Origin of the sequence: Natronosporangium hydrolyticum (assembly GCF_016925615.1) — a bacterium.
GTDB lineage: Bacteria > Actinomycetota > Actinomycetes > Mycobacteriales > Micromonosporaceae > Natronosporangium > Natronosporangium hydrolyticum.
In genome coordinates, this window is sequence record NZ_CP070499.1 from 3,327,471 (window position 1) to 3,340,559 (window position 13,089).

Annotated in this window: 8 protein-coding genes and 1 pseudogene; 7 read left to right on the top strand and 2 right to left on the bottom strand. The window is 70.9% G+C overall.

Annotated elements, in window-relative coordinates:
* Positions 1–101: 101 nt before the first annotated feature.
* From tkt to pgl, 6 genes and pseudogenes are all read left to right on the top strand, one after another.
* Entirely contained in the window at positions 102–2,330 is a 2,229-nt protein-coding gene (gene tkt, locus JQS43_RS14790; RefSeq protein ID WP_420847589.1) for a transketolase, read from the top strand.
* Positions 2,327–3,433 carry a transaldolase gene (tal, locus tag JQS43_RS14795; protein ID WP_239674971.1) on the top strand — a complete coding sequence of 369 codons (1,107 nt, stop codon included), beginning with the start codon at positions 2,327–2,329 and terminating at the stop codon, positions 3,431–3,433. The genes tkt and tal overlap by 4 nt, the downstream gene beginning before the upstream one ends.
* Positions 3,430–5,088 carry a glucose-6-phosphate isomerase gene (locus tag JQS43_RS14800; protein WP_239674972.1) on the top strand — a complete coding sequence of 553 codons (1,659 nt, stop codon included), beginning with the start codon at positions 3,430–3,432 and terminating at the stop codon, positions 5,086–5,088. The genes tal and JQS43_RS14800 overlap by 4 nt, the downstream gene beginning before the upstream one ends.
* Positions 5,085–6,602: a glucose-6-phosphate dehydrogenase gene (gene zwf / locus JQS43_RS14805; RefSeq protein WP_338037184.1), complete on the top strand. Its 1,518-nt coding sequence runs from the start codon at positions 5,085–5,087 to the stop codon at positions 6,600–6,602. Before JQS43_RS14800 ends, zwf begins: the two co-directional genes overlap by 4 nt.
* Positions 6,599–7,636 (top strand): annotated as a pseudogene (locus JQS43_RS14810) (glucose-6-phosphate dehydrogenase assembly protein OpcA); the annotation flags it as partial. The gene zwf and the pseudogene JQS43_RS14810, both read left to right, overlap by 4 nt.
* An 89-nt stretch (positions 7,637–7,725) precedes the next feature.
* Positions 7,726–8,481, top strand: coding sequence for a 6-phosphogluconolactonase (gene pgl, locus JQS43_RS14815; protein ID WP_239674974.1), 756 nt, complete (start codon positions 7,726–7,728; stop codon positions 8,479–8,481).
* Positions 8,482–8,529: 48 nt separating this feature from the next.
* On the opposite strand, the gene secG is transcribed toward pgl, so the two are convergent.
* Both secG and JQS43_RS14825 read right to left on the bottom strand, forming a co-directional pair.
* A complete protein-coding gene (gene secG, locus JQS43_RS14820) occupies positions 8,530–8,784 on the bottom strand; it encodes a preprotein translocase subunit SecG (RefSeq protein WP_239674975.1) in 255 nt (84 codons plus the stop codon).
* A 53-nt stretch (positions 8,785–8,837) separates the two neighbouring features.
* Positions 8,838–10,637 (bottom strand): ABC transporter substrate-binding protein, encoded by a 1,800-nt coding sequence (locus JQS43_RS14825; protein WP_239674976.1) that lies wholly within the window; start codon positions 10,635–10,637, stop codon positions 8,838–8,840.
* Between the two features lie 364 nt (positions 10,638–11,001).
* Here JQS43_RS14825 and JQS43_RS14830 point away from each other — a divergent pair, with 364 nt between their 5' ends.
* Positions 11,002–12,864: a carbohydrate-binding module family 20 domain-containing protein gene (locus tag JQS43_RS14830; protein ID WP_239674977.1), complete on the top strand. Its 1,863-nt coding sequence runs from the start codon at positions 11,002–11,004 to the stop codon at positions 12,862–12,864.
* The last annotated feature ends 225 nt before the right edge of the window (positions 12,865–13,089 follow it).

A 13,089-nucleotide genomic window follows, 5' to 3' on the forward strand; every position in this document is an offset into this window, starting at 1 on the left:
ACATCAGGGCAGGCTGCGGTCCTCGTGGCGCTCACCCGGCACAGGGTACGCGAGCCTGATCCGGCCAGGAGCTGCGGGCTTCCCGCAGTGTGGTCGGGACCATGCCCAGGCGTCCCTCGATCCGGGAAGGCCCGACGATAGGCTCTGTTGGACTGCACATACCTCATCTATCACCGTCGGGGGCGCGCACCGTGACCGATATCTCCACCAACCCGCCGCTGTCCTGGACCGATCTCGATCAGCGCGCCGTCGACACCGCCCGGGTGCTGGCCGTCGATGCCGTGCAGCGGGCGGGCAACGGCCACCCCGGCACCGCCATGAGCCTGGCCCCCGCCGCGTACCTGCTGTTTCAGCGGGTGATGCGGCACGACCCGGCGGATCCCCGTTGGCCGGGTCGGGACCGGTTCGTGCTGTCGGCGGGCCACTCCAGCCTGACCCTCTACATCCAGCTCTACCTAGCCGGCTACGAGTTGAGCCTGGACGACCTGAAGGCGCTGCGGCAATGGGGCTCGGCCACCCCCGGCCACCCTGAGTACGGCCACACTCCCGGGGTCGAGACCACCACCGGCCCGCTCGGGCAGGGCATCGCCAACGGGGTGGGGATGGCGATGGCCGCCCGCCGGGAACGCGGCCTGTTCGACCCGGACACCGCCGCCGGTCAGAGCCCGTTCGACCACCACATCTACGTCATCGCCTCCGACGGCGACATCCAGGAAGGGATCAGCCACGAGGCGAGCGCGCTCGCCGGCCATCAACGGCTCGGCAACCTGGTGGTGATCTACGACGACAACGAGATCTCCATCGAGGACGACACCCGGATCGCGCTGAGCGAGGACGTCAGCGCGCGATACGCCGCGTACGGCTGGCATGTGCAGACCGTCGATTGGCGGGCCGGCCGCTCGGCGGCGACCGCTGCCGAGGGCGGCTACCAGGAGGATGTGCCCGCCCTGTACCAGGCGCTACAGGCGGCCAAGGCGGAGACCGACCGGCCGTCGCTGATCTCGCTGCGGACGATCATCGGTTGGCCGGCGCCGAAGAAGCGCAACACCGGCAAGATCCACGGGTCGGCGCTCGGCGCGGAGGAGGCCGCCGCCACCAAGCGAGAGCTGGGCTTCGACCCCGAGGCCGACTTCCCGGTCGACGACGAGGTGCTCAGCCACGCCCGGGGGGCGCTGGAACAGGGCAAATCGCTGCGGGCCGCGTGGCAGGACGAGTTCGACCGGTGGGCACAGGCCGCCCCGGAGCGCCGAGAGCTGTTCGAGCGGATGGCGCAGCGGCGGCTGCCGGCCGGCTGGACCGACGCCCTCCCCAGCTTCGAGGCCGACCCCAAGGGCATCGCCACCCGTGCCGCCTCCGGCAAGGTCTTGGCCGCGCTCGCCGACGCGCTGCCCGAGCTGTGGGGCGGCTCGGCCGACCTGGCCGAGAGCAACAACACCACCATGGCGGGCGAGCCCTCGTTCGTGCCGGCCGACCGCGCGACCGGCGCCTTCCCCGGCCACCCGTACGGGCGGACGCTGCACTTCGGGGTGCGGGAGCACGCGATGGGCGCGATCTGCAACGGGATCGCGCTGCACGGCGGCACCCGACCGTACGGTGGCACGTTCCTGATCTTCAGTGACTACATGCGGCCGGCGGTGCGGCTGGCCGCGCTGATGCAGCTACCGGTGATCTACGTCTGGACCCACGACTCCATCGGCCTCGGTGAGGACGGCCCCACCCACCAGCCGGTGGAGCACCTCAGCGCGCTGCGCGCGATCCCAGGGCTGGATGTGGTCCGGCCGAGCGACGCCAACGAGACGGTGTGGGCGTGGCGGATGGCGCTCACCCACACCGACCGGCCGACCGCGCTGTGCCTCACCCGCCAGCCGGTGCCGACCCTCGACCGCACCGCGCTGGCCAGCGCCGACGGCTTCGCCCGCGGCGGCTACGTGCTCGCCGAGGCGAGCGGCGACGCGCCCGCGGTGATCCTGCTGGGCACCGGGTCCGAGGTGCAGCTGTGCCTGGCCGCCCGGGAGCAGTTGGAGGCCGACGGGGTGCCGACCCGGGTGGTGGCGATGCCGTGTCAAGAATGGTTCCGCGAGCAGGACGCCGGGTACCGGGAACAGGTGCTGCCGAGCGGGGTGCCGGCGCGGGTCAGCGTCGAGGCGGCGATCGCGATGTCGTGGCGGGATCTGGTCGGCGACGCCGGCGAGTGCGTGAGCCTGGAACACTTCGGCGCCAGCGCCCCGTTCCAGGAGATTTACCAGCAGTTCGGGCTGACTGCGGAGCGGGTCGTGGCGGCCGCCCGGCGTTCGCTCGAGCGCGTCGCAGAAAGGGGCGACCAGGGATGACGGACCGATTGGGTGAACTCAGCGACGCCGGCGTGGCGGTGTGGCTCGATGACCTTTCCCGGGAGCGACTCGCCTCGGGTGAGTTGGAGCAGCTCCGGGCGGAGCAGCACCTGGTAGGGGTGACCACCAACCCGACCATCTTCGCCAAGGCCCTGTCCAGCTCGGAGCTCTATCACGCGCCGCTGCGGGAGTTGGCGGTGCGCGGGGTCAGCGTCGACGAGGCGGCCCGCATGATCACCACGTACGACGTGCGGTGGGCCTGCGATGTGATGCAGCCCGCGTACGAGGCGACCGGCGGGCTCGACGGCCGGGTCTCGATCGAGGTGGACCCCCGGCTCGCCTACCGGGCCGAGCCGACCGAAGCCGAGGCCAAAGCGCTGTGGTGGCTGGTGGACCGGCCCAACCTGTACATCAAGATCCCAGCGACCGAGGCCGGCCTGCCGGCGATCACTGCGGCGCTCGCCGCCGGGTTGAGCGTCAACGTGACATTGATCTTCTCGCTGCAGCGATACCAGCAGGTCATGGAGGCCTTCCTGACCGGTCTGGAGCAGGCCCGAGAAGCCGGGCACGACCTGTCGACGATCGCCTCGGTCGCCTCCTTCTTCGTCTCCCGGGTCGATACCGAGGTCGACAAGCGGCTGCAGGCGATCGGCGGCCCGGCCGCCGAGGCGCTGCTGGGCAAGGCCGCCATCGCCAACGCACAACTGGCGTACCAGCGCTACGAGCGCACCTTCGACAGCGACCGGTGGCGGGCGCTGGCGGCGGCCGGTGCCCGGCCGCAGCGGCCGCTGTGGGCCTCCACCTCGGTGAAAGACCCCGCCTACCGGGACACCGCCTACGTCGAGAAGCTGGTCGCCCCGGGAGTGGTCAACACCATGCCCGAGGAGACGCTGCGGGCCTTCGCCGACCATGGTGAGACCCGGCCCGACGCGGTGACCGGCGCGTACGACGCCGCCCAGCGCGTCCTCGACCAGCTCGCCGAACAGGGCATCGACTACGACGACGTGGTGGCTACGCTGGAACGCGAAGGCGTGGAGAAGTTCGAGGCGAGCTGGCAGGAGCTACTCAAGACCGTCGAGACCCAGCTGGGGGCGGCCCGGTGACCGAGACCCTGGAAGGACGCACCGAGGCGGCGGCTGGGCTCGCCGTCTGGGGCGCCGACACGGTGCCCGGCGCCGCTGACGTCCGGGCCACGCTCGCCGCCAGCGGCGTGCCCGCCGCGTTGGCGGCGAAGGACCCGAGCCTGTGGGGCCCGGACGCCGAACCAGAAGCGCGGATCCGGCTGGGGTGGATCGACACCATCGCCCGCAGTCGCGAGCTGCTGCCGCAGCTAGCCGAGCTACGCACCGAACTCGCCGACCTGGATCACGTGGTGTTGGCCGGGATGGGTGGCTCATCGCTGGCGCCGGAGGTGATCTGCCGGACCCTGGACCGGCCGCTGACCGTCCTGGACACCACCGACCCGCAGCAGGTCCGGGCTGCGTTGGCGGACCGGTTGGCCACCACCGTGGTGGTGGTCTCCAGCAAGTCCGGCGGGACCGTGGAGACCGACAGCCAACGCCGGGCCTACTGGCAGGCGTTCCGGGAAGCCGGCTTCACGGAGGCGGAGACCGCCCGGCGGATGGTGATCGTCACCGACCCCGGCTCGTCGCTGGCCACCACCGGGGAGCAGCAGGGCTCGGTCGTGATCCTGGCCGACCCCGACGTCGGCGGACGTTACTCCGCGCTGACCGCCTTCGGGTTGGTGCCGGCGACGCTGGCCGGGGTCGACGTGGCCGAGCTGCTCGACGCGGCCGAGGCGCTGCTGCCGTCGCTCGCCCGCGAATCGGACAACCCCGCGTTGGCGCTCGGGGCGGCGCTCGGCGCCGCCGCGCTCGGCGCCGGCGGCGCCCCGGTACGCGACAAGCTCGCGCTGGTCGAGGACGGCACCGGCATCGTCGGCATCGGCGACTGGGCCGAGCAGTTGATCGCCGAGTCGACCGGGAAGCAGGGCCGCGGGCTGCTGCCGGTGGTCGTCGAGGCTCCGACGGCGGCCGGCGCCACCGGCGACGACGTGCTGACGGTGACGATCGGCGGCTCGCTGCCGGCGGGTGCCTGGCCCGGCGGCGGGGTTCGCCCGCACCTGGCCGTCAATGGCCCGCTCGGAGCCCAGTTCCTCGCCTGGGAGTACGCCACCGCGATCGCCGGCCGGGTGCTCGAGATCAACCCGTTCGACCAGCCCAACGTCACCGAGTCGAAAGACAACACCAACGCCATCCTGGCCGGCGGGGCACCGCCGGAGGCGCCGGCCGCGGTCGACGGCGCGGTCGAGCTGTACGGCACCGACGCCGGCACGGTCGTCGAGGCGCTCGCAGAGTTCACCGCTGGCTTGGGCGACACCGGCTATCTAGCGATCATGGCCTACCTGGACCGGTTCGGTGACGCCGCCGCCGCGCAGCTGCGACCGCTGCTGGCCACGGCCACCGGCCGACCGGTCACCTTCGGCTGGGGGCCGAGGTTCCTCCACTCCACCGGGCAGTACCACAAGGGCGGTCCGCAGGTGGGTTCGTTTCTCCAGATCACCGGCGCGACCACGGCCGACCTGGCGGTGCCGGCGCAGCCCTACACCTTCGGCGAGCTCCAGACCGCCCAGGCCGCCGGGGACCGGCGGGCGCTGGCCGAACGGGACCGGCCGGTGCTGCGGTTGCATCTGACCGACCGGGCGGCCGGGCTGCGTCAGCTGCGGCGCGCCGCCGAACAGCTCACGCAGGAGTCCTGATGAATCCGCTGCGGGACCCGCAAGATCGGCGGCTACCCCGGATTCCGGAGCCATGCGCCCTGGTGATCTTCGGTGTCACCGGGGACCTGGCCCGGAAGAAGCTCCTCCCGGGGATCTACGACCTGGCGAACCGGGGGCTACTGCCCCCCGGGTTCGTGGTGGTCGGGTTCGCCCGCCGGGACTGGGACGACGCCGTCTTCGAGCAGCTCGCACGGGAAGCCGCCCAGCAACACGCCCGTACCCCCTGGCGGGAAGAGGTATGGGCGCGGCTCGGCGGCAGCATGCGGTTCGTCGGCGGCTCGTTCGACGACGACGCCGCCTTCGACAACCTCGCCGACACGCTCGACGGGCTGCGCGACAGTCACGGCATCAACGGCAACGCCGCGTTCTACCTCTCCATCCCGCCCCCGGCGTTCCCGGCGGTGCTCAAGCAGCTCGCCCGGACCGGTATGGCCGACAACCATCGCGCCGGCGGCTGGCGGCGGGTAGTGGTCGAGAAGCCGTTCGGCCACGACCTCGGCTCGGCCGCGGAGCTCAACAGCCTGGTCGATGAGGTGTTCGGAGCGGCGGATGTGTTCCGGATCGACCACTATCTGGGCAAAGAAACGGTACAGAACATCCTCGCCCTGCGGTTCTCGAACACGCTGTTCGACCCGGTCTGGAACAACCGGTACGTCGACTCGGTGCAGCTGACCATGGCCGAAGATGTCGGTATCAGCACCCGGGCCGGCTTCTACGACGCCGCTGGCGCCGCCCGGGACGTCCTTCAAAATCACCTGCTGCAGCTACTGGCACTGGTCGCGATGGAGGAGCCCACCAGCTTCGACGCGGAGGAGATCCGCACCGAGAAGCTCAAGGTGTTGCGGGCCGCGGCGCTGCCCGACGACATCGCCACCGGCACCGTCCGCGGCCAGTACCAACAGGGTTGGGTGTACGGGCAGCGGGTCCCGGGGTACCTCGACGAGCCAGGAGTTCCCGCCGACTCCACCACCGAGACCTATGTCGCGGTCCGGCTCGGCATCCAGAACCGGCGCTGGGCGGGCGTCCCCTTCTACGTCCGCACCGGTAAGCGGATGCCGCGCCGGGTGACCGAGTTGGCGGTGCTGTTCAAACAGGCTCCGCACCTGCCGTTCCAACCGGCGGATGTTCGCATGCTCGGCCACAACCAGCTGGTGATCCGGGTCCAGCCCGAGGAGGGGGTAGCGCTCAAGTTCGGTTCCAAAGTGCCGGGCACCGCCATGGAGGTCCGCGACATCGCCATGGATTTCCAGTACGGCGAGGCGTTCACCGAGTCCAGCCCCGAGGCGTACGAGCGGCTGGTGCTCGACGTGCTGATCGGCGACAGCACCCTGTTCCCCCACGCCGACGAGGTGGAGCAGAGCTGGCGGGTGATCGACCCGCTGGAAGACGCCTGGGAAGGGACCAAACCAGAGCCGTACCGGGCCGGTGAGTGGGGCCCCCGCGGCGCCGACGAACTGCTGGCCCGGGAGGGCCGGAGCTGGAGGCGGGCGTGACCGCACTGTGGGATACGACCGGCAACGAGGTCGTGCGCGAACTCGCTGCGGCCCGCCGCAGCGACGGCATGACCAGTGGCCTGGCGCTGACCCTGGTCGCGGTGGTCGACGAGCGGCCGGGGACCCGCAGCACCCCGGTGAAGGTGGTCGAAGACGCCGCCACCGTCGCCGCCTCGATGCACCCGTGCCGGATTCTGGTAGTGACCCGCACGCCAGTCGGGGCCAGCTCCACCCCGGACCGGCTGGACGCCGAGATCGTGGTCGGCGGCCGGCTCGGGCCCTGCGAAGCTGTGATCATGCGGATGCAGGGCCGGTTGGCGCTGCATGCCGAGTCGGTGGTGATGCCGCTGCTCGCCCCGGATGTGCCGGTGGTGACCTGGTGGCACGGTGCGCCACCGGCGCAGATCAGCACCGATCCGCTCGGGGTGGTAGCGGAACGCCGGATCACCGACTGTTCCCAGGCCGACGACCCGCAGCTGGCGTTGCGGCAGCGGGCCATCGACTACGCCGCCGGCGACACCGATCTCGCCTGGACCCGGCTAACCGGCTGGCGCACCCTGGTCGCTGGCGCGCTGGACGCCCCGGCCGGTAGCGGAGTGGACCCGGTCGCCGCTACCATCCGGGCGCCCGGCGACGACGTCAGCGCCCAGCTGCTCGCCGGCTGGCTCGGCGACCGGCTCGGGCTCGCCGTCACCCTGATCCCGACTGACGCTCCGACGCTGGCCGCGGTGGAGCTCCGGTTCCCGGGCGGAAATGAGATCAGCCTCAGCCGCCACGACGGGTCAGCGGTGCTGCGACGCTCCGGTCAAGAGGACCGTCGGCTGCCCCTGCTGCAACGCACCCTCGGCGAAGAGCTCGCGGAGGAGCTACGCCGGCTCGACGCCGACCAGCCGTACGCCGCCGCGCTCGCCGCGGCCACCGGAGTCGCCGGCTTGTGGGAGCGACCCGCGGGCCGGGTCTTTACCTGGGTGGACCCGGCCGATGCCGCTGAGGCCGAAGCGGCAGCGGCAGCGGCAGCGGCGATCGGGGCGGCCGCCCAGACTGGGGCGCCAGCGGCCACCGAGGACACCCGGGTCGACCCGGCCGGTGACGTGATTCCGACCGGCGACGAAGAGGAGTCCGCATGAACACCGATGTGGTCATACACCCGGACCGAGAGCTGCTGGCCCACACCGTGGCGGCCCGCCTGCTGGTCTCGCTGGTCGACGCCCAGTCGGCCCGCGGCTCGGCCTCGGTGGTACTCACCGGCGGCGGGGTGGCGGCCGCGGTCTACCGGGCAGTGGCTGCCAGTCCCGCCCGGCACACCGTCGACTGGTCCCGGGTGACGTTCTGGTGGGGCGACGAGCGGTTCCTGCCCGCTGGGGATCCCGAGCGCAACGAGACCCAGGCGCGGGAGGCGTTCGGGTCGCTGTTCGACGAGGCGACGGTGCTCCCGATGCCCGCCACCGACGGCCCGGCCGGCGCCGACCCGGACGCGGCCGCGGCCCGCTACGCCAGGCAGCTCGCGGATGTCGGCGCCCCCGCCGAACTCCCCCACTTCGACGTGCTGCTGCTCGGCGTCGGCGAGGACGGGCACGTGGCGTCGATCTTCCCGGAGCACCCGGCCGGCTACGAAATCCGGACGGCGTGCGCGGTCCGGGGGGCGCCGAAGCCACCACCGACCCGGATCACGCTGACGAAGGCGGCCATCAACTCCGCCGCCCAGATATGGCTGATCGCTGGCGGGGCGGAGAAGGCCGACGCGATCGAGGCGGCGTTCAGTGGCGCCGGCCCGGACCAGATCCCCGCGGCTGGCGTGGGTGGGGTGGAGCGGACGCTGTGGTTGCTCGACCGGGCGGCGGCAGCCGGCATCAACCCGGGGGTCCGGACACCGCACTAGGCGGGGCCGGCCGGCGGCGGGATGGATCGTGGCTGGCGGCCAGACCGATCAGATCGTGACGACGGTGCGCAGCCAGAGACCGAACGCCACGATGCACGCGAACCACACCAGGCCGACCAGGATCGTGTAACGGTCGAGGTTCTTCTCGGCAACCGACGAACCAGACAAATTCGACGTGACCCCACCGCCGAACATGCTCGACAGTCCGCCGCCCTTGCCCTTGTGCAGCAACACCAGCGCCGTCAACACCACGCTAGTGATGATGAGCAGCAGGATCAACATGTACGGGAACCAGGTGGGCATCGTGAGGTCAGTCCTTAAGGTCGGTTGCTCGCCGTTCCGCCGCTCTAGGATAGCTACCCATCCGATGCCTCGGACAACGCAGGGTCGGCCAACCCGATCGAGGCCAAATCCGGCATACCCGCCATCGGGTGGATGAACACCCCCCGCACGTTCGATCCGTACATCCGCAGCGCGTCGCTATACATCAATGGGATCGCCGCCCCGGTCTCCAGCACCAAGCTGTCCAGCTCGCCCCACAGCCGGTACTGCCGCTCTGGGTCGGGCTCGGCGAACGCCTCGTCGATCAGATCGTGGATCTGGTCGTCGTTGAGCTGTGACAGATTGTAGGTGGGTTCCCGCCCGTCGAAGAGCGGCGGGATCACCGAGGAGCCGTTGGGCCAGTCCGGGGTCCAGACGATCCAGGTCAGGTGGAACTCCCCCCGCCGCTCCCCCAGCACCTGCACGAAGTACTCCTGCAGGTCGATCGGCTCCAGCGCCACCTGCACCCCGATCCGCTGGTACGACTCCACCACGACATTCGCCATCCGGCGCAGCTCGGCGTTGTCCGGGAAAGCGAAGGTGATCTCATCCGGGCAGTCGGCGCCGTCGGCTGCCGCCTGCTCCCGCAGCTCCGCCGCGCGATCGGGCTGCCCATCCGGTTGGCCGATCGTGTCGTAATGGTCGAACTCCTGGTGCGCCAGCAGGTTCGGCGGAATCATCGTGGTCGCCAGGTCACCGAGCAGCGACCCACCGAAGACCGACCGGAGTTTCCGCTTGTTCATCGCGTAAGACAGGGCCTGCCGGCATCGCTCATCCGCCACCAGCGCGGTGTTGACCGCCAGATAACGCACCGCCCCCCGCGGACCGGTCGCCACCCGGGTGGCGAGCACCGGATCGGTCATCACCTGTTGCAGGAAGGTCGGCGCGACGTCCATGTCCAGCATCACCCGGGAACGGTCCCCGCCGGCGTCGTTGACCAGGTCATTGGTGGCGACCGCGGCGTCGCCCAGCGCCTCGATCACCAACTGGTCCGGGTACGCGCCGCGCTGCGGATCGGTGGCGGCGTCCCAATGTGGGTTGCGCTCCAGCACCAGCTGCTCGCCCGGCTCGTGGCTGGCGATCTGGTATGGACCGTTGGAGAGCGGTTGCTCGTTGTAGCCGTCCCGGTCGTCGTCGGCGCCGGGTGGGACGGCCCCGAACACCGGCAACGAGACAGTGTAGTTGAAGTCGCTGCGGGGCTGCACCAGGTGGAACCTGATCACCCGCTGGTCGACACACTCGATCGACTCGAGCCCCGCGCCGTCGTTGTTGTTGTCGACCCAGGGGCCCCGATAGACCCGACCTTCCGGCTCGTCGTCGCCGGCCGGCTCGTTGTCCCGCAGGTAGGTGAGCGGGTAGACCGCCCCGGTCTGCCGGTCGGAGAGCTCGGAGAACCGCCGCTCCACGCCGTACTTGACGTGTTGGCAGGTGACCGGCTCGCCGTCTTCCCAGCGGACTCCCTCGCGGAGGGTGAACTCCCAGACGGTGTTGTTTTCGCTGGGCCGGCCAGTGTCGGTGGCCAGATCCGGGACCAGTTCGCTGCCGGCGGCGCCCGGCGCCGACCGGTAGCCGGTCAGCGTGCGCCCAAGCAGGTTGCTGATGTTGGCCTCGACCCCGGTCTGCACGAGCTGCGGATCAAGGTAGTTGGGCAACGCGAGCACATCGACATAGAGGGTGCCACCGGTCTGCGGCGCCTCCTGCGCGTCGTCGCCCTCGCCGCCGTTGCAGGCGGTGGTCGCCAGCAACGCGACCGCGGTGGCCGCCGCGACCGCCCGGGTACGGGTCCGGCCGGCGGACCAGCGGGCCCGAGGAGAAACGGGAAGCGGGGGGTTCACAACCGCATACTCTAGAGCCTGACCGGGCTCGACGGCAGGGGGGCCGCGTCCCAGGTCACCCGCGAAGCAGCTGACGGCAACCGACCCACGCGGCTGCGGACGGTACCAGTCGACCGGAAGAAGCCCGGAAAGTCCCGACAGCAACTCTGCAACTTCTTTCGGAATGACCGGCAGGGCTTGCTTTCCCCCGTAGACGGGTCCACAGAATCGACACCAACCTCTTGCGAGACAGAAATCACCTGGTAATCTTTCTGCAACTTTCCAAGAGATTGCATTCCGCTCCACCGGCGACCGTCGACGCGCCGGCGCGAGTCGGCTTGCGTGCGTCCCGGCGGTCCCCACCGCCGGGCGAAGGAGGTCTCGCATGAGATTACGAAGGTTCCTCGCCGCCGGCGCAGCGCTGGCGGTGACCACGGCCGCGGCGACGCTCCCGCCGACGGCCGGCCCGGTCCTCGCGGCCGCGACCCCAGCCGCCAGCCAAACCGCCACCGCTGCCGACTCCTCGGTGGGCGGCACGATCGTCCACCTCTTCCAGTGGCGCTGGGAGTCGGTGGCCCAGGAGTGCGCCGATGTCCTCGGCCCGGCCGGCTACCACGCCGTACAGGTGTCACCGCCGCAGGAGCACGTGGTGCTCCCGGATGAGAACCACCCCTGGTGGCAGGATTACCAACCGGTCTCCTACCGGCTCGACAACACCCGGCGTGGCACCCGGGCCGACTTCATCGACATGGTGGAGACCTGCCGCGACCACGGCGTCCAGATCTACGTGGACGCGGTGATCAACCACATGACCGGCACCGGCTCGATCGGCAGCGGCCCCGGCAGCGCTGGCGGCCAGTTCAGCAAGTACGAGTACCCGGAGGTGCCGTACTCCGACAGCGACTTCAGCGACTGCCGTCGCGACATCGCGAACTGGGACGACCCGGATGAGGTCTGGCACTGCGAACTGCTCGCCCTCTCCGATCTCCGGACCAGCACAGCGCACGTCCAGCAACAGCTCGCCGACTTCCTGAACGACATGATCGCGATCGGGGTGGCCGGCTTCCGGGTCGACGCCGCCAAGCACATGCCGCCGGCCGACCTCGCGGCGATCTACGGCATGCTCGACCCCGTCCCGGGCACCGGCGAGCAGCCGTACATCTTCCAGGAAGTGATCGAGGGCGGCGGGCCGGACTCACTGCGACCACCGGCGTACGCGGGCCTGGGTGACGTAACCGAGTTCCGCTACCACCGGCAGGTCGGCGCCCAGCTGCGGGACGGCCAGCTCAGCGGGGCGCTCAACGCCCTGCCGGGACAGATGTCGCTGCCGGCTCACCAGGCGGTGGTCTTCATCGACAACCACGACACCCAACGCGAGGACCCGTCCATCAGCTACCAGGGGATGGGGTCGGCACACGACGTGGCCCAGGCCTTCATGCTGGCTCACCCGTACGGCACCCCGAAGGTGATGTCGAGCTACCCGTTCACCAGTACCATCCAGGGTCCGCCGAGCACCGGCACCGCCCCGGGCAACCCGGCGGGTGAGCTGACCGCGGCCACCGACTGCGGCTCCGGCGATTGGTTCTGCGAGCACCGCAACCCGGCGGTCGCCGGCCTCGTCGGCTTCCGCAACCAGGTCGGCGACGCGCCGATTGCCGACGTGTGGACCGGCAACGGCGGCGCCGCCGCCGGGTTCAGCCGCGGTGACCTCGGATATGCGGTCTTCAACCGCGGCGGCGTCCTCAATGGCCAGACCTTCCAGACCGGCCTGCCCGCTGGCAGCTACTGCAACGTGGCCAGCGGCAGCCGCAGCGACGGCGACGGCGGTTGCACCGGTGCCGCGTACCAGGTGGCTGCCGACGGGAGCTTCCAGGCGAATCTGGGTGGCGACTCGGTGATCGCGTTGCACCGCGGTGAGACCGGGTCCGGTGACCCCGGAAACGGCGACGATCCGGAGCCGCCGGCCGGCTGCGAATTCGCGGTGACCGCCGAGACCTGGTGGGGCCAGCAGGTCCACGTCGTCGGTGACCTGGCGGCGCTCGGTGGTTGGCAGCCGGCGAACGGGCCAGCGATGTCCTCGGCGGACTACCCGATCTGGCGTACCGAGGTGGCGCTCCCGACCGGGGCCAGCTTCGAGTACAAGTACATAAAGCGCAATCCCGACGGTGGCGTGGAGTGGGAGAGCGGCGATAACCGGTCCGGCACGGCCGGGCCCGGCTGCTCCTTCCAGGACAACTGGCGCGGTTGACGCGACCGCGCCCTGAGCTGCGGGGGTCCGGCTTCGGCCGGGCCCCCGCAGCCGTTGGGCAGGAATGCCCGTCAATCCGTTGACATCATACGTCTGATGTCAGTACCCTCGGCCTACTCAACCGGAGCCTGAGCCACGCAGTCAAGAGCCCCTACCCGCCGGGCGGTGGTACGGGCATCGGTCGCTGCCGGTCGTCGTCGGCACGACCGCACCCCCACTCCGAAG